At 52.1% G+C, this 924-nt stretch carries 3 protein-coding genes; all 3 read left to right on the forward strand.

The annotated features are described in order from the left end of the window. On the forward strand, positions 1 to 268 hold a 268-nt coding region (locus tag E4680_RS14380), incomplete at its 5' end, for a hypothetical protein (protein ID WP_205688955.1). 6 nt (positions 269 to 274) lie between these two features. Next, positions 275 to 691, forward strand: coding sequence for a hypothetical protein (locus E4680_RS13910; RefSeq protein WP_135283027.1), 417 nt, complete (start codon positions 275 to 277; stop codon positions 689 to 691). Positions 692 to 710: 19 nt separating this feature from the next. After that, positions 711 to 924: hypothetical protein (locus E4680_RS13915; RefSeq protein WP_135283028.1), on the forward strand; the 214-nt coding region annotated here is incomplete at its 3' end.

Below are 924 nucleotides of genomic sequence, written 5' to 3' on the forward strand. Positions count from 1 at the left end.
AGGATTGACACCATTCGATCGAACCATGGTGATGATTCACCGTCCTGACTGCCCGATTGATTTGACGGGTCTTAGTCCATCCAACCGTGCCAAGGTAATGGTCGAGCGTCGCGATTGCCCGATCGATTTAACGGGTATCGATCCGACCTACCGTGCCTGGGTAATGGTGACTCGGGAAGACTGTCCTGTAAGTTTGGATGGGCTTGACGAGGATCTATGCCGTTGGGTCTTGAAAAACCGACCCGACTACAACCCAGACAAAAGGTAAATAGACATGACGATCGAAGTACAACTCGACGCCGGCGAATCATTCGACCGCGCCTATGTAATAGCGCACATGTCCGATTATCCTGTCGATCTGACAGGTCTTGAACCATTTGAGCGTGCCTACGTTATGGCCCGCCGCCATGATTGCCCGATCGATATGACAGGGCTGAGTTCAAACCAGCGCGCCTATGTGATGGCCGAGCGCCCCGACTGCCCAATTGATATGACGGGTCTCAGCTCCTTTGACCGCGCAGTAGTGATGGCCAGTCGGCCTGATTGCCTGATCGATCTGAACGGCCTTGGACCATACGACCGCGCCTGGGTTATGACGCACCGGTCCGATTGCCCGATCGACATGAACGGCCTTGGGCCATATGAACGTGCTTGGGTAACGATCAGTCGGTCTGACTATTTCATCCGTTAATTAACATAGGTAAACAGCCATGAACACAAAAGGCATCCCAGTAATCGAACTGGAAGGCGAATCCGGAATCCCGGTGGTAGCCGTATTAAGTCATATCGTGGGCGTTGTTAAGGAAAGCGATGATGTCTCGGTAATATTTATCATTGGCGCCACGGATATGGATCACGGATGGTACGTCAAAGCAAATTTTGATGACCTTAAGGCCGCCATTGAACGCGGAGAAAGCTGCAACA

Origin of the sequence: Candidatus Macondimonas diazotrophica (genome assembly GCF_004684205.1) — a bacterium.
Lineage (GTDB): Bacteria > Pseudomonadota > Gammaproteobacteria > UBA5335 > UBA5335 > Macondimonas > Macondimonas diazotrophica.

Coding starts and splice junctions, on each gene's coding strand:
- E4680_RS13910 (WP_135283027.1), top strand. CDS start 275: ATGACGATCGAAGTACAACTCGACGCCGGCGAATCATTCGACCGCGCC.